The organism is Janthinobacterium sp. GW823-FHT01H08, assembly GCF_058797855.1.
In genome coordinates this window covers 1,913,960-1,936,774 of the sequence record NZ_CM179504.1, presented here as the reverse complement: position 1 = coordinate 1,936,774, position 22,815 = coordinate 1,913,960, and the positions used below count along the sequence as shown (strand labels likewise).

General features: G+C 62.0%; 20 protein-coding genes. 7 read left to right on the top strand and 13 right to left on the bottom strand.

The genetic code is table 11. The features are described 5' to 3' along the window. Positions 1–88: 88 nt before the first annotated feature. The 4 genes from AC3RCG_RS08615 to AC3RCG_RS08600 are packed head-to-tail and all read right to left on the bottom strand — an operon-like array spanning position 89 to position 1,711. The gene (locus AC3RCG_RS08615) at positions 89–625 is read right to left on the bottom strand and encodes a hypothetical protein (protein WP_070290518.1); all 537 of its coding nucleotides are present in this window, start codon (positions 623–625) and stop codon (positions 89–91) included. 11 nt (positions 626–636) lie between these two features. Then, positions 637–1,107 carry a CreA family protein gene (locus AC3RCG_RS08610; RefSeq protein ID WP_070219479.1) on the bottom strand — a complete coding sequence of 157 codons (471 nt, stop codon included), beginning with the start codon at positions 1,105–1,107 and terminating at the stop codon, positions 637–639. 33 nt (positions 1,108–1,140) lie between these two features. Beyond that, on the bottom strand, positions 1,141–1,329 hold the full coding sequence (locus AC3RCG_RS08605; protein WP_034782199.1) for a DUF1653 domain-containing protein: 189 nt from the start codon (positions 1,327–1,329) through the stop codon (positions 1,141–1,143). Between the two features lie 10 nt (positions 1,330–1,339). Beyond that, complete coding sequence (locus tag AC3RCG_RS08600; RefSeq protein WP_070219480.1) at positions 1,340–1,711, bottom strand: phiTE_015 family protein; 372 nt, start codon at positions 1,709–1,711, stop codon at positions 1,340–1,342. Between the two features lie 570 nt (positions 1,712–2,281). Here AC3RCG_RS08600 and xth point away from each other — a divergent pair. Further along, complete coding sequence (gene xth, locus AC3RCG_RS08595) at positions 2,282–3,046, top strand: exodeoxyribonuclease III (RefSeq protein ID WP_492403591.1); 765 nt, start codon at positions 2,282–2,284, stop codon at positions 3,044–3,046. Here the strand turns inward: xth and AC3RCG_RS08590 are convergent. Continuing rightward, the gene (locus AC3RCG_RS08590) at positions 3,043–6,705 is read right to left on the bottom strand and encodes a sensor domain-containing protein (RefSeq protein WP_492403593.1); all 3,663 of its coding nucleotides are present in this window, start codon (positions 6,703–6,705) and stop codon (positions 3,043–3,045) included. The two genes, xth and AC3RCG_RS08590, sit on opposite strands and share 4 nt — an antisense overlap. 209 nt (positions 6,706–6,914) lie before the next feature. Between AC3RCG_RS08590 and prpR the strand changes: the two genes are divergently transcribed. Further along, complete coding sequence (gene prpR / locus AC3RCG_RS08585; protein WP_492403595.1) at positions 6,915–8,540, top strand: propionate catabolism operon regulatory protein PrpR; 1,626 nt, start codon at positions 6,915–6,917, stop codon at positions 8,538–8,540. Between the two features lie 201 nt (positions 8,541–8,741). Here the strand turns inward: prpR and AC3RCG_RS08580 are convergent, their stop codons facing one another. The 3 genes from AC3RCG_RS08580 to clpS all read right to left on the bottom strand — a co-directional run bounded on the left by AC3RCG_RS08580 (position 8,742) and on the right by clpS (position 14,861). Continuing rightward, the gene (locus AC3RCG_RS08580) at positions 8,742–12,101 is read right to left on the bottom strand and encodes a S41 family peptidase (RefSeq protein WP_492403596.1); all 3,360 of its coding nucleotides are present in this window, start codon (positions 12,099–12,101) and stop codon (positions 8,742–8,744) included. Between the two features lie 160 nt (positions 12,102–12,261). Beyond that, positions 12,262–14,562: an ATP-dependent Clp protease ATP-binding subunit ClpA gene (gene clpA, locus AC3RCG_RS08575; protein WP_034751575.1), complete on the bottom strand. Its 2,301-nt coding sequence runs from the start codon at positions 14,560–14,562 to the stop codon at positions 12,262–12,264. Continuing rightward, the gene (clpS, locus tag AC3RCG_RS08570; RefSeq protein WP_070221390.1) at positions 14,559–14,861 is read right to left on the bottom strand and encodes an ATP-dependent Clp protease adapter ClpS; all 303 of its coding nucleotides are present in this window, start codon (positions 14,859–14,861) and stop codon (positions 14,559–14,561) included. Before clpS ends, clpA begins: the two co-directional genes overlap by 4 nt. 321 nt (positions 14,862–15,182) lie before the next feature. Between clpS and cspE the strand changes: the two genes are divergently transcribed. Further along, a complete protein-coding gene (gene cspE, locus AC3RCG_RS08565) occupies positions 15,183–15,386 on the top strand; it encodes a transcription antiterminator/RNA stability regulator CspE (RefSeq protein WP_010395943.1) in 204 nt (67 codons plus the stop codon). 88 nt (positions 15,387–15,474) lie between these two features. Here cspE and icd read toward each other — a convergent pair whose 3' ends face one another. Further along, the gene (icd, locus tag AC3RCG_RS08560; protein ID WP_070221389.1) at positions 15,475–16,728 is read right to left on the bottom strand and encodes an NADP-dependent isocitrate dehydrogenase; all 1,254 of its coding nucleotides are present in this window, start codon (positions 16,726–16,728) and stop codon (positions 15,475–15,477) included. A gap of 288 nt (positions 16,729–17,016) precedes the next feature. Between icd and AC3RCG_RS08555 the strand changes: the two genes are divergently transcribed. The 3 genes from AC3RCG_RS08555 (at position 17,017) to AC3RCG_RS08545 (ending at position 18,545) form a co-directional block, all read left to right on the top strand. Next, positions 17,017–17,580, top strand: coding sequence for a pseudouridine synthase (locus AC3RCG_RS08555; protein WP_436544588.1), 564 nt, complete (start codon positions 17,017–17,019; stop codon positions 17,578–17,580). Positions 17,581–17,687: 107 nt separating this feature from the next. Next, positions 17,688–17,969, top strand: a complete 282-nt coding sequence (locus AC3RCG_RS08550; protein WP_139143060.1) for a hypothetical protein — start codon at positions 17,688–17,690, stop codon at positions 17,967–17,969. 132 nt (positions 17,970–18,101) lie between these two features. After that, the gene (locus tag AC3RCG_RS08545; protein WP_070221386.1) at positions 18,102–18,545 is read left to right on the top strand and encodes a DUF192 domain-containing protein; all 444 of its coding nucleotides are present in this window, start codon (positions 18,102–18,104) and stop codon (positions 18,543–18,545) included. A 175-nt stretch (positions 18,546–18,720) separates the two neighbouring features. On the opposite strand, the gene rpsT is transcribed toward AC3RCG_RS08545, so the two are convergent. Continuing rightward, positions 18,721–18,987, bottom strand: a complete 267-nt coding sequence (rpsT, locus tag AC3RCG_RS08540) for a 30S ribosomal protein S20 (RefSeq protein WP_010395935.1) — start codon at positions 18,985–18,987, stop codon at positions 18,721–18,723. Between the two features lie 308 nt (positions 18,988–19,295). Here rpsT and murJ point away from each other — a divergent pair, with 308 nt between their 5' ends. Beyond that, entirely contained in the window at positions 19,296–20,843 is a 1,548-nt protein-coding gene (murJ, locus tag AC3RCG_RS08535) for a murein biosynthesis integral membrane protein MurJ (RefSeq protein WP_070290513.1), read from the top strand. Between the two features lie 183 nt (positions 20,844–21,026). On the opposite strand, the gene AC3RCG_RS08530 is transcribed toward murJ, so the two are convergent. From AC3RCG_RS08530 to AC3RCG_RS08520, 3 genes are all read right to left on the bottom strand, one after another. After that, entirely contained in the window at positions 21,027–21,524 is a 498-nt protein-coding gene (locus AC3RCG_RS08530; RefSeq protein ID WP_070221384.1) for an FxDxF family PEP-CTERM protein, read from the bottom strand. A gap of 242 nt (positions 21,525–21,766) precedes the next feature. Next, on the bottom strand, positions 21,767–22,417 hold the full coding sequence (locus AC3RCG_RS08525; RefSeq protein ID WP_409026948.1) for a type II secretion system protein: 651 nt from the start codon (positions 22,415–22,417) through the stop codon (positions 21,767–21,769). A 5-nt stretch (positions 22,418–22,422) separates the two neighbouring features. Beyond that, the gene (locus tag AC3RCG_RS08520; protein ID WP_230504027.1) at positions 22,423–22,815 is read right to left on the bottom strand and encodes a type II secretion system protein; all 393 of its coding nucleotides are present in this window, start codon (positions 22,813–22,815) and stop codon (positions 22,423–22,425) included.

Here is a 22,815-nt window from a genome sequence, read left to right as displayed (position 1 = left end):
CCGGCCGGTAGCGCCCAGCGCTACCGGCGTCGCGAAGCAGCCGCCACGGTCACTGACCCTGGCGGTTTTTTCATGCGTGGGATATTAATCAGTAGACGACGGGATTGGGCAACGGCGACGGTGCCACCTTGGGCTGCACCACCGTTTCCGGCACGGCGGCCGGCGGCGGCTTCACGGCGACGGGTGCGGGCGGCGGCGCCAGACGGGCCGGGTCTTGCATGACGATGGTCAGGATCGATGGGTAGTCGAAGCCGGCGCCCGTGTTGCGGTCGACGAAATAGCCGACGCCCAGGGTCAGGATGACATTGCCCCATACGCTGCCATTGAGCTTGGGATCGATGTGGTCGTCCGTCGCGATGGCGGGCGAACCGTGCTTCCGGCAATCGACTTTCAACGGTTCCTGGCTCTTGCGGATGGTGATGCGTCCCGGCGTGGTGACGAACCACTTGCCCACGTCGTTGCTGAGGATGCAGCCGGCGCCCGTCAGTTCGCGGTTGTCCTGGATGGTTTGCACCAGTACCATCTGGTCCGTGTTGCCCGTCAGGGTGGCGCAGCCGCCCAGGCCAAACAGCAGCAGCGTCCTGGCGGCAAAGGCGGCAAGGGCGGCAGACGATGGCACGCGCATGGGAAGCTCGCTTAACGGACGGGGATCGGCTGGTCGCCAGGCACGGCGACGGCGGTGACGCTGTTTTTCGGGCTGCCCTCGATCAGGCGGTCGGAATACACGAGGTAGACCAGCGCATTGCGCTTGCTGTCGACCATGCGCACGACGCGCACGTGCTTGAAGAAGATCGAGGCGCGCTCGGTGAACACTTCTTCCTGGCGCGGCAGCTTGCCCTTGAATTGCAGCGGCCCCACCTGGCGGCAAGCCACGGCCGCATCGGCCTTGTCTTCGGCCAGGCCGACGGCGCCCTTGATGCCGCCCGTCTTGGCGCGCGACAGATAGCAGCTGACGCCGGCGACGCGCGGATCATCATACGCTTCAACGACAATTTTATGGTCAGGGCCGATCAGTTTGAACACCGTATCGACCGAACCGATGGTTTCGGCATGCGCCGCGGCGCAGGCAAAGCCCAGCACCAAAGCGGCAGGCAGCAATTTACGCATGAAAAGTATCCCGGGCACGCACGCAGGCGGCCATCAGTTGATGGGAGCGAAACGCTGGACCATGACGCCTTCGACTTCGATCAGTTGAAAAAAAACGTCTTTCGGACGGGTCCAGATGGAACCGTCGGCGGCGCGATAGACGATCATCGGCGTCAGATCCGCTTCCAGCGTGGCTTCGCACACGAGTTCATAAATGCCGCCCTTATAGTGCCGATAACGCATCGCCGTCCCCTCAAGCCGTTGAATCTTCGCTCTTGTCGTCGGCCAGCGCCTTCTGCTTCTGCTTCAGGCCCTGGATCACTTTCAGTATGCCTTCCATGCCGGCCGCGCCATCGGCGCCGCTGAAGGCGTCGAGCACCTCATTGAGCACCTTGTTGCGTACGGTCGCTTCATCGGAGGACATTTCCAGCGCGCGCTGGGCTTTCGCCGCCTTTTCGGCCGCGCTCACGCGCGGCTTGGTCGCCGTCTTGCCATGCGTCAGAGCTGCCTGCCAGATAACCCAGCGGCGCTGGGTCTCGAAAATCAGGTACTCATCCGGTTTGTCTTCTCTTCGCCGCACAATGTGGCCGTCACGCTGCGCCCACGCTTCAAATGCAGTTCGCATTTTCTTCCTTTGCAAATGCTACGCGCAAGTCTCACTATTAAAACTGCAACATTTCAAAATAGTACCATCTATTGATGTCGCAAAACAGTCTCATAGATACAGTACTGCAATTTATATAACAAGTCTGGCGGCGCCAGGGACGGAATTAACGTTCCGTCCCCGGCACAGTGGTCATGTAATCGGAATAGCAATTACAACTAATTACAACTGCTTCCTGTTCGGTTCTTAACTTGGCTGTAACAAAGCCGTGTGACACAGTTGTTACATTGTGCCATTTTAGTAGTTTTTATCGCGTTTTAGCGAGAAACTTTACACCTTTGTCGCGCCCAACGGCAAGACGCAGCCTGCCATGCCAGCCACTTATGCCAAATCAAACATAGGGGTTGATCAATGATACACAAAAACATAATATTCATGCGCCACGATTGGTTAAATGCAAATACTTTGTTAACACGGCTTTTTCCCCGCCCGTCAATCAAGCCCATGCCCGGCAGGCGGGGCAGGACGCCATCGACACGCATGCGGTAAGATTCGCGCCTATCGTCACCTACTCAAGCAAGGATTTTTCCCATGAAACTCGCCACCTGGAACGTCAACTCGCTCAAAGTGCGCCTGCCGCAAGTGCTGCAGTGGCTGACCGACAACCCGGTCGACATACTGTGCCTGCAAGAAACCAAGCTCACGGATGACAAGTTCCCCGTCGCCGAGATCGAGGCGGCCGGCTACCAGGTGGTCTTCAGCGGCCAGAAGACCTACAACGGCGTGGCCATCCTGTCGAAGCTGCCGATCACCGACGTGGTAAAGAACAACCCGCGCTATGACGATGCGCAGCAGCGCATCCTGGCCGCCACCATAGGCGGCGTGCGGGTCGTCTGCGCCTACGTGCCGAACGGCCAGAGCGTCGACTCGGACAAATACGAATACAAGCTGGGCTGGCTGTCCGCCCTGCACGACTGGCTGGCCGAAGAAGCGCAGCAGCACCCGCAGCTGGCCGTCGTCGGCGACTACAATATCGCGCCCGACGACCGCGACGTGCACGATCCCGTCGCCTGGGCAGGCCAGGTGCTGGTCTCGGACAAGGAACGCGCCGCCCTGCAGCGCCTGTTCGACATCGGCTTGACGGACGCTTTCCGCCTGTTTGAACAGGCGGAAAAATCGTTCAGCTGGTGGGATTACCGCCAGCTGGGCTTCCGCCTGAACAAGGGCCTGCGCATCGACCACATCCTGCTCTCGCCCGCTCTGGCGGCCCGCTGCACGGCGTGCAGCATCGATCGCGTGCCGCGCAAATGGGAGCAGCCTTCGGACCATGCGCCCGTGGTCGCCACCATCGACTAGGCGGTCGCCAGCCGTTCCAGCAGCATGCGCGCATTCGCCGCCGGAACAGGGGCGGAAAACAGATACCCCTGCGCATAGCGGCAGCCGTTCGCCTGCAACAGGGCGAACTGCTCTTCCGTCTCCACGCCTTCGGCCACGGCAGACAATTGCAGGCTGTCGGCCAGCGCAATGATGGCCGCCACGATGGCGCGGTCTTCCGCGCTGTGCTCGAGGTCCTTGATGAAGGCGCGGTCGATCTTGACCTTCTTCACGGGGAAGCGCTTCAGGTAGGCCAGGCTGGAATAACCGGTGCCGAAATCGTCGATCGACAGGCGCAGGCCCATGCCATTGATCTGGCGCAGGATCTCCAGGGTATGCTCGCCGTGCTGCATCAGCGCCGTCTCGGTGATCTCGAATTCCAGCAGCGACGGATCGATCCCCGTTTCCCGCACCACGGCGCCAATCGCCGCCACCAGGCCCTTGTGCATGAACTGGCGCGGCGACAGATTCACGGCCAGCGGCACCGGCTGCAAGCCCTGGCGCTGCCAGGCCATGCTTTGCTCGCACGCCTGGCGCATCACCCACTCGCCCACCGGCACGATCAAGCCGTTTTCCTCCATGATGGGAATGAAGCGGTCCGGCAGCACCAGGCCGTGGCCCGGACGGCGCCAGCGCAGCAGCACTTCCATGCCGTGCAGGCGGCGCGTGGCGATATCGATGACCGGCTGGTAAAACAGTTCGAACTGCTGCAGCGCCAGCGCCGTGCGCAAGCTGCTTTCCAGATCGAAGTGCAGGGCCGCCGCCTGGTTCATCGTCTGCGTGAAGAACTGGTAGTTGTTGCGGCCGTTGCCCTTGGCGTGGTACATGGCCGCATCGGCATGGCGCATCAGGGCGTCGACATCGCCGCCGTCGTCCGGATACACGCAGATGCCGATCGACGGCGTCACGTGCAGCACGTGGCCGTCGAGCGGAAAGGCGGGCGTCAGCGCCTCGATGATCTTCTCCGCCACGCGCGCCGCTTCCTCGCCGCCGCGGATGCCCGGCACCAGCACGACGAATTCATCGCCGCCCAGGCGCGCCACCGTGTCGCTGGCGCGCACGGCGCCGCACAGCCGCGCGGCCACTTCCTTGAGCAGCAGATCGCCCGTCATGTGGCCCAGCGAATCGTTGATGGTCTTGAAACGATCGAGGTCGATGAACATCACGGCCAGCTTGCGCTCCGAGCGCTGCGAGGCCAGCATGGCCCGCTCCAGCCGGTCCGACAGCAGCGCACGGTTCGGCAAGCCCGTCAGGTTGTCGTGGTAAGCCATGTGGTGCACCCGCGCCTCAGCCTGGCGCCGCTCGACGATTTCGCCCTGCAGCAGCAGGTTGGCGCCGGCCAGTTCGGCCGTGCGTTCCTGCACGCGCAATTCCAGTTCGTCGCGCGCGCGGCGCACCGCCTCGGCCGCCTCGCGGCGCGCCGTCACGTCATCGACCAGCCACACGGAACGGCCATGCGCATGCGCCAGGTCGAACGGCCGGCCGGACAGGCGCGCCCAGAAACGGCTGCCATCCTTGCGCACCAGCTGGTATTCCGACATGTGCACCCTGCCCGCATCGAAATCGCGCGCCGTCTCGCCGCGCGCCACCTTCCACGCGGCCACGTCCGGATACAGGGCCCGCACGGACAGGCCGTTGATCTCGCCGGGCCCATAGCCGAACAGCTCTTCCATCTTGCTGTTGGCGCGCAAATTGTAGCCGCCCTCTATCACCGAGATGCCCAGCACGGCGCTGTCGAGGATGGCCTGGTTTTCCAGCAGCGCGTTGCGCAGCGATTCTTCGGCGCGCTTGGCTTCCGTGCGGTCCTCGATGATCCAGATGGTACCGGCCGCGGGATCGTCGGGATTGACGACGTAGGCGATCAGTTGCGCCCACAAGGTCGTGCCGTCGCGGCGCATCATTTCCACTTCCGTCTGGAAGGGCTTGCCCACCGACAGGAAGGGAAAGGCCGCCGCGCCCAGCAGGTCGTAGGATTGCTGCGACACGTACAGGGCGCGCCCAGGCAAGCCCAGCGCCTCGTCGCCGCTGTAGCCGAACATCGCGGCAAAGCCCAGGTTGTAGCGCGTGATCTGGCGGTTCTTGGTGTACAGGATGCTCACCGAGGCATTCGTCATGATGGCCGCCACCTCCATCTGCGCCTGGCGGCTGGCCGTGATGTCTTCGAGGATCCAGATGGCGCCCTGCTCGCTGTGCGCCTGGTCGACGGCCTTGGCGCGGATGCGGCACCAGAACAGGCTGCCGTCGCGGCGGCGGAACAGCGATTCGTCCTGCTCGTACGGCAAGCCCTGTCCCAGCAGCGGCGTCGCTTGCACGCCGAATGCCTCGTAGGCGGCCGGCGAGGGAAACAGTTCGGCGGCGGGCATGCCCGTCATCTCTTCCTGCGCATAGCCGAACATTTCGGCGAAGCGGGGATTGCAGCGCAGGATCAGGCGCGAGCGCGAAAACAGGATGCCGACGGAGGCGTTGTCGAGGATGGCCTGCTGCTCGAGCATCAGCTGGCGCGTCGCCTCTTCGGCCGCCTTTTGCGCGCTGCGGTCGTCGAACAGCCAGATCGTGTCGCGCAGCGCGCGGTCGGACTGGCTTTCGGGATTCAGCACATAGCCATACGCCAGCGCCCAGAACGTGGAGCCGTCGCGGCGGCGCATCTCCATCTCGCCCTGAAACGGCAGGCCGCGCCGCAGCAGAGGCGCAGCCTGCCGCACGACGTTCTCGTAGGCCGCGCGCGACGGATACAGGTCGGCGACGGCCAGGCCCACGCCGCTGTCGCCATCGAAGCCGAAGCATTCTGCGAAGCGCCGGTTGTAGCGCAGCACGCCCTTGTCGCGCTGGAAGCCGATGGCCAGCGGCGCGTTGTCCATCACGGCCTGCATTTCCAGCATGGCACGGCGCAGCTGGTCTTCATCACGCCGGTGGTCGCTGATATCCTCGATGATCCAGACCGTGCCGTCATGCGTATTCAAGGGATCGACGGCGCGCCCGTGCAGGCGGCTCCAGAACAGGGTGCCGTCCTGGCGCCGCAATTCCAGCTCCGTGCGGTACGGCTTGCCCTTCGACAGCAGCGGCGCCGCTTCCAGTCCCAGCGCGCGGCAATGCTCGGCGGAGCGGTACAGCACCGCGCCCGGCATGCCCGTCAGCTGGTGGCGCGCATAGCCGAGCATCTCGGCGGCGCGGATATTGCATTCCTCGATAAAGCCGCCCTTGGAAAAGATGATGCCGACGGCCGCGCTTTCCAGGATGGCCTGCTGTTCCAGCAAGGTCTTGCGCAGGGCTTGCTGGTCGCGCTGCTGCACGCGGATGTCGGCAAACACGAGGGTCGCGCCCGGCAAGCCATCGTCCACCAGCAGCGGCCTCGACCATACCTGCACGGCGATGGCGCCCGCCTCCCCTTGCAGGCTGCTGTCCCACTGTCGCTCGCGCCCGGCCGCGCCGAGCGCGCCGCGCAGCATGCTGGTGCTCGACGCGCGGTAGGCGTCCGTAAAACAGTCGGCCAGCAACCGGCCCGATATATCCCTGCCCAGCAAGGACTGCAAGGCGCCATTCGCGGCCACCACCATGCCGCAGGCATCGCAGGCGCAAGCAGGCAAGGCGATCAGCTGCAAGGCATCGGCGATGAAATCGGGACTGGTCGGTACGCGGTTCATGGACACCATGGTTCGGTTGTTGGCGGTCGAAATGCACCTGGGCAATATATTCATCAGGCATCATAGTGCTGTTAGATCATAAACCAGTTTCCCGGGGTTTTTTCATATTCCTTACTGGCAATATCTGAAACGCCACAGACCACGTGCAACACGCATGTTGCAACGCCGTTGCACAGCAAAAATATGAAACAAATCGTTTAGAATAAAGCATGCGCCGCCCTCCCCAACCTCCGCTCGACCACCGCGACAAACCCGTCATCTGGACCGTCTCCGTCTCGCGGCTGTTCGACCTGTTCCGCGACATCACGCTCGAATACGACGACCTGGCGACGATCGAGCCGATCAACCTGGGCTTCGACGACGCCGTGCGCCACATCCGCGAACGCATGGCCACGGAGCGCTGCGACGCCGTCATTGCGGCCGGTTCCAACGGCGCCTACCTGAAAGGCCGGCTGTCGGTACCCGTCATCATCGCCAAGGCCAGCGGCTACGACGTGATGCAGGCGCTGGCGCGCGCGCGGCGCATCTCGCCGCGCATCGGCGTCGTCACCTACCAGGACCCGATGCCGGAACTGGGCGAATTTGCCGCCACCTTCGGCTTCCAGATCGCGCAGCGCACCTACGCCACCGAGGAAGACGCGCGCGCGCAGATCAATGAACTGAAGGCCGAGGGCGTCAAAGCCGTCGTCGGCGCGGGCCTCGTCACCGACCTGGCCGAGGAAGCGGGCCTGGCCGCCGTCTTCGTGTATTCGGCCACGGCCATCCGGCGCGCCTTCGACGACGCGCTGGAACTGGCGCGCCTGACCCAGATCGAATCGAACCGGGGGCGGCGCGCGGTGGTGGCCGACACCCTGCGCGCGCGCCACGGCCTGCACGATTTGCGCGGCGAATCGGAGGCGATGGAAGCGCTGCGCCAGTCGGTGGTGCTGTATGCGCGGTCGCCGGCGACGGTGCTGATCCAGGGCGAGACGGGCAGCGGCAAGGAACTGGTGGCGCAGGCCATCCACCGCGAAAGCCCGCGCAGCCTGGGCGCGAACAGGCCCTTCATCGCCATCAATTGCGGCGCCATCGCCGAGTCCCTGCTGGAATCGGAACTGTTCGGCCACGAGGACGGGGCCTTCACGGGCGCGCGCCGGGGCGGCCATGCGGGCCTGTTCGAAGCGGCCAACCACGGCACCCTGTTCCTCGACGAAATCGGCGAAATGCCGCTGGCCCTGCAAACGCGCTTGCTGCGCGTGCTGGAAGAGCGTGAAGTGGTGCGCGTGGGCGGCACGCGCCCCATCGCCATCAATGTGCGCATCATCAGCGCCACGCATTGCGACCTGGAGCAGCGCATCCGCGAAGGCCGCTTCCGCGCCGACCTGTTCTACCGCCTGGCCGTGCTGCGCCTGCATTTGCCCGCCTTGCGCGAACGCGCCAGCGACATTCCCGGCCTGGCCGAATGGTCGCTGAAAAACGCGCTGGCCGCACTGGGCGCCCGTCCGCACCCCAATCTGCACGCGGAAGTCCAGGCTTGCGCGCCGCTGCTGCGCCGCTACGACTGGCCCGGCAACGTGCGCGAACTGCGCAACCTGGCCGAGCGCCTGGCCCTGTTCCTGGCAGCCGAACCGCTGCAGGCGCTCACGCCCGCCTTCGTGCTGGGCGTGGCGCCGGAACTGGCCAACGCCGCAGGCACGCCGGCGCTGCCGCCGGCGCCTGCCGCCACCGCGCCGCCGCGCCTGGAAGACGAAAGCGCCAGCGCCGTACTGGCGCGCTTCGGCGGGCGCCGCGACGCCGCCGCCCATTACCTCGGCATCAGCCGCACCACGCTGTGGCGCCGCCTGCGCGCCGGCTGATTTTTCGGCCATACAAAAAAACCGTGGACGACTGGCCTCACCCGCACGATCTATGGCGGCACGGCACGGGACACGGCGGCGCGGGCGGCACCAGCGGACTGCCTTGCACCAGGACGTGCCGTCCACCGCCGACCTGCGCCATCACGAGCAGTACGGCTATCTGGTGCCACGCGTCAAGACCGCCTGCAGCCTGTAACGGAATTACTTCAGCGCGGGGATCGGCTGCGCCTGGAACGCGGGGCGCGGCTGTTCCTTGAGCTTTTTCGCCAGCATGTCGAGCGCCACGTCCAGCTGGCGGTCGGCGCCATTGAAGGTGGCGTGCGGCGGATTTTCCACCTCGACGTCCGGCACCACGCCCACACCTTCGATCAGCCACTGGCCGTCGATGCCGAACTGGCCGTTTTCCGCCACGCGCGCCATGCCGTTATCGGCCAGGCGCGTATTGTCGCTCAGCCAGACGCCGGCGCCGGCCGTGCGCTTGCCCACCAGCGGCGCCAGTTTCAATGCCTTGATGCCTGCGGCGAAGGTCTCGCCATCGGAATACGTGAGTTCATCGACCAGCACGACCAGATGGCCGCGGAAGGTGTTCTGCATGTTCGACGAGGGCTGCACGCCCGGCGGCGCCCAGTAGGCCCAGGCCTTGCGCAGCAGTTTTTCGATGATCCAGCTGTCGATATTGCCGCCGTTATTGCGCCGCACATCGATGATCAGGCCTTCGCGGTTGATGTTGGCGTAAAAATCGCGCGCGAACGAGGCGATGTCGTTGGCGCCCATGGCGCGCAGATGCAGGTAGCCGATGCGCCCCTGCGAGGCGGCGGCCACCTGCTCGGCGCGGCTCAATTCCCAGTCGCCATAGCGCAGCGCCGTCTGTTTCGCCATGTTGACGGGCGTGACGATGACGGCGCGCGGCGCGCCCTTGCCATTGCTCCGTTTGACCTGCAGCAGCACCTGCTTGTCGGCCTGGTTCAGCAGCAGGTCGCTGATGTCGCGCGCGCCCAGGACGTCCTTGCCGTTGACGGCCGTGATCACGTCGCCCTCCTTCACATCCACTTCGGGCCGCGACAGCGGTGCGCGCGCCGAGGGCAGTTCCGCCTCGCTGCGGTAGACATGCTCGACCCGGTAGCCCTCGCTGGTGCGCGCCAGCACGGCGCCCAGGCCCGCCGGCATGCCTTCCTGCTCCGTGCGGCGCAATTCGCCGGGACGGATCTGCGAATGCAGGGCGCCCACTTCGGCCACCATCATGCCCAGCACGTCATTGAGCTCGGCCCGGTCCGTGACCCGCTCGACCAGCGGTGCATACTTGTCGCGCGCCGCCTTCCAGTCCACGCCGCGCATCTTCGCGTCATACAGGAAATCGCGGTGCAAGCGCCACGCATCGTTGAACATCTGCTTCCATTCCAGGCGCGGGTTCGACACAAACGTCCAGTCGTCGACTTTTACTTTCGCCTTCGACAGATCGGACGGCAGCTTGGCGCCCGCCTCGATCACCAGCATCTCGCCCGGGCCGGTGGCTGCTGCGCTGGTTGCTGTCCTGTAATACAAATGCTTTTTATCCTGTGCCAGGTCGAATTCGCGCACATTGGCCACCAGCAGTTCCGGCTTGGAGCCCGTATTGCCTATGGCAAGGGTTTTCAGGCTGAACTTGTTCTCGCCGCTGTCGCGCTCGAGGAAATACAGGCGCTTGTCATCGATGGCCAGCGCACTGTAATTGCCGGCCGCCAGCGGCACTTCGTACAGGCGCTCGGCCAGCCCCTTGAAGACGACGTCCGGCAGGGCGGCCGGCGTTTTCTTCACGGCCGGCTTGCCACCCGCCTTTTCCAATGCTTTTTCCGCCGCCGATTCGGCCGCCTTTTCATCATCCGTCTCGGCCGGCTTCACTCCCGGGCGGCTCAGCTCATCGTCGGGCTGAAACGGAAAACGGTTGCCCGGCTGCAGCGCCAGCGCATACACGCCGATGCGCTTGTCGAACACGGGGCCCATGTTGCGGTCGCCCCAGGGCGAACCGTTGGCCAGCTGAAAATTGCGCGCCGACATGAAATACAGCCAGCGCCCGTCCGGCGAAAACACGGGCGAAGCGGAGGTATAGCGGTCGCTGGTGACGAACTGCAGCTGTTTCGATGCGAGGTTGTACAAGCCGATCTGCTCGCGCTGCTCGTTGCTGGCCACGCGCACGATGGCCAGGTTGCGGCTGTCGGGCGACCATTGCACTTCGTCGTGCTTGTCCACGCCCGCCTTGCCCGCATCGTCGATCAGCTGATTGCCCCTGGTCGCCAGATCCAGCAGCCAGAAACGGCCCTTTTTATCCGTGTGCGCCAGCCAGCGCCCGTCCGGCGACGGATACAGCTTCCAGCGGTGATTATCGCCCTGCGTCGTCAGCTGCTCGCCCTTGCCCGAGCCATCGGCGGCGTACTTCCAGATTTCGTTTTCTCCGCTCGTGTCGACGATGGCGAACACGGATTTCTCGTCGCTGGAAAAGACGGCATCGCGCGCCCGCGCTCCATCGGGAATGGCGATGTCGACTCTGCGCAGGCTGCCCGTGCCGGCGATGCTGACCTTGCCGCGCGCCGTCAGGATGATGCGCTCGTCCTTGCCCGATAGCTGCACGTTCGAGAGGGTGTCGAGCGGCGAACGGATCTGGCGCGCGCGCTGCTGGTCGAAATCGGAGACAAGGCTGATCGGCAATGGCGATGAATCCGTCCCTGCGACCAGGTCCAGCACCCGCAGGTCTGCGCCCAATTGATACACAATCTTGCCGTCGCCCAGCTGCGCGTTGCGCACGTCCCACTGCGTATGGGTCGTCAAGGCGCGGCGGTCGGAGCCGTCGGGCAGCATGCTCCACAGATTGTCGCTGCCGCCCGCGTCGCTGATGTAATAGATACGGCCCTGCCACCACATGGGGCGCTTGTTGTTGCCCGCCAAGACGCCGGCATCCGTGTGCATGCGCACGGCCTCGCCCTTGCCATCGAGCGCATAGCGCCACAAGGTGGCATGCGCGCCGCCCCGGTAGTTGCGCACATTGTCGTTGGTCATGGCCAGGCCGAAACGCGTGAAGAACAGCGTCTTGCCAGCGTCGTCGAGCACGGCGTCGTTGGCGTCGGCCACGGGAAATACGCGTCGCGTCTGTTTCACGGGATCGATGGCGGCGACGATGCGGCGCGAGGCGGGACCGTCCGTATTTTGCGTGCTGACCAGCACTTCGCCCTGCGCCGTCCAGCCCAGCACCAGCACGCCGCCATTGTCAAATGAAATACGGCGCGGCAAGCCACCGGCCAGCGGCATCACATACGCTTCCTGCGCCCCCTCATAGGCGGCGGAAAACGCCAGCCACTGGCCGTCGCGAGAAATCGCCGCGTTCGTTTCATAGCCGGGATGCGTGGTCAGACGCTGGGCCGCGCCACCGCGCAGATTGCTTTTCCACAAATCGCCTTCGGCCGTGAAGACGACGGTATCGCCGCGCACGGCGGGAAAGCGGAAATAACTGCCGGCGGGCGCGGCAGCGGCGGCGTTGCCCAGCAAGCCGGCGGACAACAGGAGCAAGGAGAGATTGCGGGAAATTTTCATGTGGCATCCAGATAGCGGTCAGGTGGCATGGACATCATGTCGATACCGGACAGCAATTCTGGCATACCTGTGGCCAAAGAAAACCTTCTTTATTGTCCATAAAAACGTAAAAAAACCCGCGCCACTTGCGTGGGCGGGTTTTTTGTTGACGGCAGGAAGTTTATTCCACTTCCACTGTTTCCGGTGCTGCCGTCGGCGCCGCGTCTGGCGGTTCCGGGAATTCCAGCAAGACCTGGTCCTTGTCGTCGAGGTCGACGGTGACCCGTCCGCCAGTGACCAGGCGGCCGAACAGCAGTTCGTCGGCCAGCGCCTTGCGGATCATGTCCTGGATCAAACGCGCCATCGGCCGCGCACCCATCAGCGGATCGAAGCCCTTCTTGCCGAGGAAAGCACGCAGCTTCTCGGTAAATACGGCTTCGACCTTTTTCTCGTGCAACTGTTCTTCCAGTTGCATGAGGAACTTGTCGACCACGCGCAGGATGATTTCCTGGTCCAGCGCGCGGAAGCTGATGGTCGCGTCGATGCGGTTGCGGAACTCCGGCGTAAACATGCGCTTGATGTCGGCCATCTCGTCGCCGGCCTGCTTCGAATTGGTGAAGCCGATCGACGTCTTTTGCAAGCTTTCCGCGCCCGCATTCGTCGTCATGATGATGATCACGTTGCGGAAATCGGCTTTGCGGCCATTGTTGTCCGTCAAGGTACCGTGGTCCATCACTTGCAGCAGAATATTGAAAATGTCCGGATGGGCTTTTTCAATTTCATCGAGCAGCAAGACCGCGTGCGGCTTCTTGGTGATCGCTTCCGTCAGCAGGCCGCCCTGGTCGAAACCGACGTAGCCCGGCGGCGCGCCGATCAGGCGGCTGACGGCGTGGCGTTCCATGTATTCCGACATGTCGAAACGGATCAGCTCAATACCGAGGATGAAGGCCAATTGCTTGGCCACCTCGGTCTTGCCGACGCCGGTCGGACCGGAGAACAGGAAGGAGCCGATCGGCTTGTCCGTCTTGCCCAGGCCGGCACGGGCCATCTTGATGGCCGAGGCCAGCGCGTCGATGGCAGGATCTTGCCCGAACACGACATTGCGCAAGTCGCGGTCGATCGTCTGCAGCTTGCTGCGGTCGTCCTGGTTGACCGTTTGCGGCGGAATGCGCGCGATCTTGGCGATGATGTCCTCGATCTCGGCCTTGCCGATGGTTTTCTTTTGCTTCGACTTCGGCAGGATGCGCTGCGCCGCGCCCGCTTCATCGATGACGTCGATCGCCTTGTCGGGCAAATGGCGGTCGTTGATGAAGCGCGCCGCCAGTTCCGCCGCCGTCGACAGGGCCGAGGCCGAGTATTTCACGCCATGGTGCTCTTCGAAGCGCGACTTGAGGCCGCGCAAGATTTGCACGGTTTGCTCGACGGTCGGCTCGTTGACGTCCACTTTCTGGAAGCGGCGGGAGAGCGCATGGTCTTTCTCGAACACGCCGCGGAATTCCGTGTACGTGGTCGCGCCGATGCATTTCAGCTGACCATTCGCCAGTGCCGGTTTCAGCAGGTTGGACGCGTCCAGCGTGCCGCCCGAGGCCGAGCCCGCACCGATGATGGTGTGGATCTCGTCGATGAACAGGATGCCGTTCGGATTGTCCTTCAACTGTTTCAGCACGGCTTTCAGGCGCTGCTCGAAGTCGCCGCGGTATTTGGTTCCGGCCAGCAAGGCGCCCATGTCCAGCGAATACACGACGGCATTCTGCAGGATTTCCGGCACGTCGCTTTGCGTGATGCGGTAGGCCAGGCCTTCGGCGATGGCCGTCTTGCCCACGCCCGCCTCGCCGACCAGCAGCGGATTGTTCTTGCGGCGGCGGCACAGGATCTGGATCACGCGGTCGACTTCTTCCTCGCGCCCGATCAGCGGGTCGATCTTGCCTTCGGCAGCGGCCTTGTTCAGGTTTTGCGTGAACTGGTCGAGCGGGCTTTCCTTCGGCTGGCCATCGACGGGCGCTTCTTCCACGCCTTCGGAGGCTTTCGCGCTTTCCGTCGACTGGTCCTTGCGCACGCCGTGCGAGATGAAATTGACCACGTCCAGGCGCGTCACGCCCTGCTGGTGCAGGTAGTAGACCGCATGCGAATCCTTTTCGCCGAAGATGGCCACCAGCACATTGGCGCCCGTGACTTCCTTCTTGCCGTTCGAGGCGGACTGGACGTGCATGATGGCGCGCTGAATCACGCGCTGGAAACCAAGCGTCGGCTGGGTGTCGACTTCGCCCGTGCCAGGCACGGTCGGCGTGTTATCGCCGATGAAATTGGTGAGGGTCTTGCGCAGGTCTTCTATATTGACCGCGCAGGCACGCAATACCTCGGCAGCGGAGGGATTGTCCAGCAGTGCCAGCAGTAAATGCTCAACCGTGATGAATTCGTGCCGTGCCTGCCGAGCTTCGACAAACGCCATGTGCAAACTTACTTCTAATTCCTGCGCAATCATACTTCCTCCATCACGCACTGCAGGGGGTGCCCCGCCTTGCGCGCATGCGTTAAAACGAACTCCACTTTGGTACACGCTATATCTTTAGAGAACACGCCGCACACTCCTTTGCCGTAGCGATGAACACTGAGCATGATTTGCGTCGCCGTTTCACGGTCCTTGTTGAAATACTCCTGAATGATGGCCACCACAAATTCCATCGGGGTGTAGTCGTCATTGAGCAAGGCTACCTGATAGAGCGGCGGCGGCTTCAGCACTTGCCGCTCCAGCAGGGTTTCTGAGTCGTGCTTGGTTGCCATACGCTTATTCTAATGCTTTCACAGTGGTTGTCATGCGCAATATCTACGCCTTTCCAATTGTTTTCAATCTTACGCGTTTTCTTAATAGTGCGCAGATGGCGACCTTGCTGTCAAAATCAAGAGTTGCTTTTTTGGTCGTCGTGAAGAATTTGTCAATATCGATGGAAAAGCGCTTGACTTCATTATTTATTCCGCCAACAATGCTGTATCGACTGTTGCAGTAATGTACAGCTTGATAAGAAGTGAGACGTCGAGGAGGGGGCAAGAAGCTTCTTGCTTTTATGGCTCGTGTGATTTGTTTTAATTTTGAAAGTTCTTTTTATGGCAACAGGTACAGTTAAGTGGTTCAATGATTCCAAAGGTTTTGGCTTCATCACTCCAGATGATGGCGGCGAAGATTTGTTTGCTCATTTCTCCGCAATCAACATGAACGGTTTCAAGACCCTCAAAGAAGGTCAAAAAGTTCAATTCGAAGTCACGCAAGGCCCTAAAGGCAAGCAAGCTTCCAACATCCAAGCAGCCTAAGCATCGCCGGCCCTCAGATGTGAAAAGCCCCGTTGTCAAACGGGGTTTTTTTTCGTCCGCAGGGTGCGCAGCACCCTGCCCCCGCTTATTACATGTGCTCGATCATCACGTCGCCGAAACCGGAACACGACACTTGCGTCGCGCCTTCCATCAGGCGGGCGAAATCGTAGGTGACGCGCTTCGAGGCGATCGACTTTTGCATCGAAGAAATGATCAGGTCGGCCGCTTCCAGCCAGCCCATGTGGCGCAGCATCATTTCCGCCGACAAAATCAAGGAACCGGGGTTCACGTAATCCTTGCCCGCGTACTTCGGCGCCGTGCCGTGCGTCGCTTCGAACATGGCAACGGAATCGGACAGGTTGGCACCTGGCGCGATGCCGATGCCGCCCACTTGCGCCGCCAGCGCGTCGGAAATGTAATCGCCGTTCAGATTCAGGGTCGCGATGACGCTGTATTCGGCCGGACGCAGCAAAATCTGTTGCAGGAACGCGTCAGCGATCGAATCCTTGACGATGATGTCACGGCCCGTCTTCGGATTCTTGAACTTGCACCATGGGCCGCCATCGATCAGCTCGGCGCCGAATTCCTTTTGCGCCAGCGCATACGCCCAGTCGCGGAAACCGCCTTCCGTGTATTTCATGATGTTGCCTTTGTGCACGATCGTCACGGAAGGCTTGTCATTGTCGATCGCGTACTGGATGGCCTTGCGCACGAGGCGCTCCGTGCCTTCGATGGACACGGGCTTGATGCCCAGGCCCGACGTGGCCGGGAAGCGGATTTTCGTCACGCCCATTTCATTGACGAGGAAATCCATCAGTTTCTTCGCTTCGGGCGAGCCCTGCTGGTACTCGATGCCGGCGTAGATATCTTCCGAATTTTCGCGGAAAATCACCATGTCCGTCTTTTCCGGCTCTTTCACGGGCGACGGCACGCCTGTGAAGTAGCGCACGGGACGCAGGCAGACGTACAGGTCGAGCTGCTGGCGCAGGGCCACGTTCAGCGAGCGGATGCCGCCGCCGACGGGCGTCGTCAGCGGGCCCTTGATGGAGACCACGTAATCTTTCAGCACTTGCAAGGTTTCTTCCGGCAGCCACACATCGGGGCCGTACACATTCGTCGATTTCTCGCCCGCGTAGATTTCCATCCAGCTGATCTTGCGCGCGCCGCCGTAGGCCTTGGCCACGGCAGCGTCGATCACCTTGATCATGACCGGGCTGATATCGATGCCCGTGCCATCGCCTTCAATGAAGGGAACGATGGGATTATCTGGTACATTCAGCGAAAAATCGGCGTTGACGGTGATTTTTTGGCCGTCAGCAGGTACAGTGATATGTTGATACATCGTGATCTCCGAAGTGGGACACACCGCTGGCGGGTAACACTGGCCGGCGACGCGCTCTGCGGTTGCAGAGTTTACAAAAACAAGTCCGAACAGGGCGGCAATAACGCACTTTAGCAGGGAAAGAACAGCCGGGTCATCCGCGGCGCCAAAGAACCTCGTTGCCATATCGCCTACGTCTTCTATAAGACATAAGACTAACGTTTCACATTATGCACCAGTATCTTACAGGGCGCCACGCTTTTGCGGCGCCGACCAGCAGCCACCCTCGTTTGCATCAATTTATCCAGCATGCCACTCATTCTCTTCAATAAACCATTCCAGGTCCTGTGCCAGTTTTCGCCGCAGGAAGGCCGCGCCACCCTGGCCGACCACATCACGATTCCCGGCATCTATCCGGCCGGCCGGCTCGACGCCGACAGCGAAGGCTTGCTGCTGCTGACGGACGACGGCCGCCTGCAGCACGAGATCAGCCACCCGGACCGCAAGGAAGCGAAAACCTATCTGGTGCAGGTCGATGGCGTGCCCGACGCGGCCAGCCTGGCGCGCCTGCAGGCGCCGCTGGACCTGGGCGACTTCATCACCAAGCCGTGCAAGGCCGTGCGCATCGCCGAGCCCGACTGGCTGTGGCCGCGCAACCCGCCGATCCGCGCGCGCGCCGACAAGCCCACCTCCTGGCTGGCGATCACTTTGAAAGAAGGAAAAAACCGGCAAGTGCGGCGCATGACGGCGGCCGTCGGCCTGCCCACCCTGCGCCTGGTGCGCAGCGCCATCGGCCCGTTTTCTCTGGCCAGCCACCCGCTGATGCCCGGAGAATGGTGCGAAGTGCCGGCCGAGAACATTGGGAAAACGTGAACGGCACAAGAAAAACGGTTTTCCTTGCTGAAATTTTTCCAATAAGCACTATTTATTTTTAGATAATGCATTAAAATCATCTGACCTTCACATGACGGAAAGGAAAGATGATGACAAAAGTAATATTCACGCTGGCCGCCTCCCTGCTTGCCGGCGCCGCACTGGCCCAGTCGGGCGCCCAGGTGCACGCTTCCGCCGCGACCGATGCCGTCAAGCCGCCACCCGCATCGGCAGCCAGCCAGGCTTCGGCCGCCACCGATGCCAGCAAGCCCGTGCCGCCGGCGTCGGCTTCCGTCAACGCCTCCGCCGCGACGGACGCGTCGCGCCTGATTCCCCAGGCGCGCAAGACGAAGCAGCCGGCCGCTGAAACAGGCAAGCCGGTGAAATAAAGGTCATTCCCGGGGTGACGGCAACGACTATGTTGCTGTCACCCCACGCTTTGGGCGCGACCAGACCGCATGCTTGACCAGGCGGCCGCCAGCATGGCTTAATCGCCGCTTCGCAGCCACCCATCCCGTCCCATGAAAAATCCCCTTCGCCGTCTCTGCCTGTCCATCGCCCTGCTGTCTTGCGCCAGCATGGTCCAGGCGCAAACAAAAAGCGTGCAGCTGTCGGCCGGCATGCATTTGATCCAGGCGGAAGTGGCGGCGACAGAAGAGCAACGCGAACAGGGATTGATGTACCGTGAAAAAATGCCGGCGAATGCGGGCATGCTGTTTGTCTTTGGCAATCCCTCGACGCAATGCATGTGGATGAAAAACACGCCGCTGCCCCTGTCGGTGGCCTTTCTCGATGCCAGCGGCAAGATCGTCAACATCGAAGACATGCAGCCGCATACGCTCGACAGTCATTGCTCCACGAAGACCGTGCCCGTGCGCTATGCGCTGGAAATGCACCTGGGCTGGTTCAAGCAAAAGAACATCAAGCCGGGCATGAGCATCGGCAACTTGCCAGCGCTGCGCTAGCCCGTGGCGGCCGGCAGCAAGGCGCTGCCGGAAAACGACTGCCGCGGATGGCCGAAAAAGCATGCGCGCACGCGAAAAAACCCGCCAGAATGAATCTGCGGGTTTTTGCTTTTCAACCAGTGCCAGCGTACCGGCACAGGCAAGGCCACCGTGGTGGCTTGCCTGCTGGCGAATATTAAGCGGACAGTGCTTTCAAAGCAGCTGCCAGACGGCTCTTATGGCGAGCTGCCTTGTTTTTGTGGATGATCTTCTTGTCAGCGATACGGTCGATGGTCGACACGGATGCCTGGAAGATTGCAGCAGCAGCTGCCTTGTCACCGCCCTGGATCGCTTTGCGAGCAGCTTTGATAGCCGTGCGCAAGGTCGAACGTTGGGACGAATTGTGTGCGTTTTGCTTAACTGCTTGACGAGCGCGTTTGCGCGCTTGTGCGGTATTTGCCATGGAATTTCCTAAAACAGGGTCAAAGTGCGTTTGCAAACATTAGTGTTTGCCAACCGGTGCGTTCTGTGCGTCTGCCGAACCATGTGTGCCAAACCAGTGCCTGTCAAACATTAGTGTCTGCGTAACAGAATTCTGTACAGCCTTCGATTATAGCGATATTTTCAAGCGGGGGCAAATCAAAAAACCGTGTATCACGCCAAAAACACCTGAAAATGGGGCTGGCAAGAGCGAATGCGCAGCTAATCGGCAGCGTTTGTTACCATATTTTAAGCGTTTAACGGTACCGCGCCCGGCTATAATCTGCCCCCATGAACTTGCTTAAAACCCTCGCCGCCATTTCCAGCATGACCATGCTGTCCCGTGTAACCGGATTATTGCGCGAAAGCCTGTTCGCGCGCGCCTTTGGCGCCGGCGCCTACACGGACGCTTTCATTGTTGCCTTCCGCATCCCCAACCTGTTGCGCCGATTGTTTGCCGAGGGGGCGTTCTCGCAAGCCTTCGTGCCGATCTTGTCTGAATACAAGAACCAGCACGGCCAGGAAGCGAGCAAGCAATTGGCCGACCATGTGGCCACGACCCTCGTCTGGGCCACCCTGCTCGTGTCCGCCATCGGCATCGTCGGCGCGCCGTGGTTCGTCTACGTGATCGCCACGGGCCTGTCCAAGGACCCGGGCGCTTTTGACGCGGCCGTGTGGATGACGCGGCTGATGTTCCCTTATATTACCTGCATGTCGTTCGTGGCCCTGGCCGGCGGCATCTTGAATACCTGGCGCGAATTCAAGATTCCCGCGTTCACGCCAGTGCTGCTGAACCTGTCCTTCATCGCCGCCTCGCTGTTCCTCGCGCCATACTTGAAACAGCCGATCTACGCCATGGCCATCGCCGTGTTTGCCGGCGGCCTGCTGCAGGTGGCCATCCAGATTCCCGCGCTGATCAAGATCGGCATGCTGCCGCGGCTGTCGATCAATCCCGCCATCGGCCTGTCCGACGGCGGCGTGCGCCGCGTGCTGAAAAAGATGGGCCCGGCCGTGTTCGCCGTGTCTGCTGCGCAGATCAGCCTGATGATCAACACGAGCATCGCCTCGCGCCTGGCCGAAGGCAGTATTTCCTGGCTGTCGTATGCGGACCGCCTGATGGAGTTCCCGACCGCCATGCTGGGCGTGGCCCTGGGCACCATCTTGCTGCCCAGCCTGTCGAAAGCGAACGTGGACGGCGACAAGACGGAATACTCGGCCTTGCTGGACTGGGGCTTGCGTTTGACTTTCCTGCTGGCCCTGCCCGCCGCCGTCGGCATGGCGACCCTGGCCACGCCGCTGATCGCCACCCTCTTCCACTACGGCAAGTTCACGGCCGAATCCGTCACCATGTCGACGCAGCCGCTGGTGGCCTACAGCCTGGGCCTGATCGGCATCATCCTCGTCAAAACCCTGGCGCCCGCCTTCTATGCGCGCCAGGACATCCGCACGCCCGTGAAAATCGCCATCGGCGTGCTGATCGCCACGCAGCTGATGAATCTGCTGTTCGTGCCCTACATCGCCGTGGCCGGCCTGGCCCTGTCGATCGGCCTGGGCGCCTGCCTGAATGCCAGTTTCCTGTACTGGGGCTTGCGCAAGCGCGGCATCTACCAGCCGAAACCGGGCTGGGCCAAATTCTTCGCGCGCCTGCTGCCGGCACTCATCGTGATGGGCGGCGTGGCGTATGCTGGCGCCATGCGCATCGACTGGATCGCCATGCAAGCCCATCCGCTGCTGCGGGCCGGTGCGCTGGCCCTGGTGGTGGCCCTGTGCGGCGTGGCGTACTTTGCCACCTTGTTCCTCGTTGGCTTCCGCTTCCGCGACTTCAAGCGCCACGCGTGACAAGCTGCGCAGGACGTTGTTGCCGGCGTCTCGCCGTACTAGCGTACTGTCTTCGACTTGGCGCCTAGTCCTGCGCAGCTTGTCCAGATTGCGCAGGACGTTGATGCCGGCGTACTGCCTTGCACAAATGATCCAGACGAAAAAAAACCCGCCGGAGCGGGTTTTTTTCATTGCAGCGAAAGCTTAAGCAGCTTTCTTGGCGCGGCGGCGTGCCACGGCGCCAACCAATGCCAGGCCGCCCAGCAGCATGCCATAGGTTTCTGGTTCTGGTACTGGCAGGGCCGAAACCGTGCCTACGTACTGCACATTTTTCACCAGGGTCAGACCCGTGACTTGCACCGTGTAGGTGCCAGCGGCCAATTCGCCTGCCCAGCTCAGATTCTGGATACCGCTAGCCGTGCTCTTGGCCAGGTCGCCATAGCCGACCAGGGTAGCGGCGAAATCCTTGATCGCGCCGTTAGCAACGGAGAACGTTTGCAGTGCACCGAACGAAGTCGACGATGGAGCCAGCAACTGGAAGGTCCACGAATCATTGATCTGCGAATTGATCGCGAACTTGGTCGTGAAAGCCGACAGGGTATCGGAACCGGCTGGGTCCAGAATGCCCAGGTCGTAGGTTGCTGCCGACGCGCTGAACGATGCTGCTGCCATGATGCCTGCAGCGATAAATTTCAATTTCATAGCTTATCCCTTAAAAAGTAATCTATGGCTGCAATGCGCAGGCCACCAATAGTTTATTAGTACCGGAAGTACTGAACAGAATGGTAACATAATTGCATTGAATTACTTATAAATTTTTTATCTAAGTTTCACCAAGGATAACTATTTTCGAAATGAACTATTTGCCAGTATCTATGAATTTCCAGGGAAAAATAGTTACCGAGGCATACATTTATTTTTTCCATGTTTTAAGGTAAAACCGTCTATTCGGCAGTGTTTTCGGCGGAATTTTGCGGTTCAAGCTGTTCATTTGGCTCTGGTGGCGTTTGTTCTTGCGGTGGGGTAACAGGGCGAAAAAACAACGGTGACGCGGGCAAGGCGGGCGCGATGCTGTCCTCATCACTCGCTGGCACAGCTGCCGGTCCCGCAGACGGCACGGATGACACCCGTGCATCGACCATGAAGCGCCATTCCGAGAAATGCGCCTTGCCTTCGAAGCCGGCGAACCGGGCCTCGAAGTTGCCAACCTTTAATGGCGCAGCCTGGGACAGGCTGTACACGCCGATGATGCCGTTGCTGCCCGGCTGATACAGCAAGCCCCACTCGGCGCGGCCCGTGATGGGATCGACAAACAACTTGCGCAGGTGCCGGCGCAGCTGGGGCGTACGGGGATCGCGCAGCAAGGCGGCCAGGGTCGGCGGCTGTTGCGGCTGGCCCGGCGGCGTGGCCGCCGCATAACTGTACAGGGCGTCTGAAAACTGCGCGCCGATATCGAGCAATTCCTGCTCGGCCGCCTGGCGCTGCAGCAAGGAGCCCATCTTCAGCCCGGCCGCCCCTACCAGGCCCAGAATAGCCACCAGAATGATCAGGCCCAGGTAAGTAAAACCGCACTGGCGGCGCGCAGAACGGTACATGGCCGCTACCAGTCGGCGAACGGCGTGCCGCTGCGGTCCTTGCCGGGCGCGCCGCTTTTCACGTCATACACCTGGCCCGGCGTGTCGTCCGGTGGCGGCACGATCAGCCAGCTGCTGTCGCTGTCCGTGATGGGATCGATGGGCATGGCGCGCAGGTATTTCTTTTCCACCAGTTGCTCCAGCGAATCGGGGTAGCGCCCCGTATCGCCGTGGAACTGGTCGATGGTGGTGCGCAGGTTGCGCAAGTTATCGGCCAGCACGGTTTCCTTCGCCTTGTCGAGACTGGGAAAGTAGCGCGGCACGGCCAGGGTCAGCAGCAGCGCCACGATGCCGAGCACCACCAGCAATTCGATCAGGGTAAAGCCGCGCCTGCGGCGTGGGGCGTTTTCAGCGGGCAT